Annotated in this window: 1 pseudogene; it reads right to left on the bottom strand. The window is 74.7% G+C overall.

Features of this window, described 5'->3' with window-relative positions:
* Positions 1–241 (bottom strand): annotated as a pseudogene (murQ, locus tag SB660_RS23300) (N-acetylmuramic acid 6-phosphate etherase); the annotation flags it as partial.

Below are 241 nucleotides of genomic sequence, written 5' to 3'. Positions count from 1 at the left end.
GAGCTCCGGCGGCGTGCTGAACGTCGGCGGGCACCCCGAGGCGTCCACGACGCCGATGCGGCCCGGCGTGCCGGCGCCCACGTAGACGAGCCGACCGCCGCGAGCCATGCGCTCGGCGGTCGCCTCGATGGCCGGCACGATCTGCGGGAGTGCCCGCTGCACGGCGCCCGGAACCGTCGCATCCGCGTCGTTCATGGTCTGCGCGAGCTGGGCGACGCTCATCCGGTCGAGTTCCGCGTAC

This window comes from Bacillus sp. SIMBA_005 (assembly GCF_046535585.1).
In the GTDB taxonomy this organism is placed as follows: domain Bacteria; phylum Bacillota; class Bacilli; order Bacillales; family Bacillaceae; genus Bacillus; species Bacillus pumilus.
This window is presented reverse-complemented; position numbering and strand designations above follow the sequence as displayed.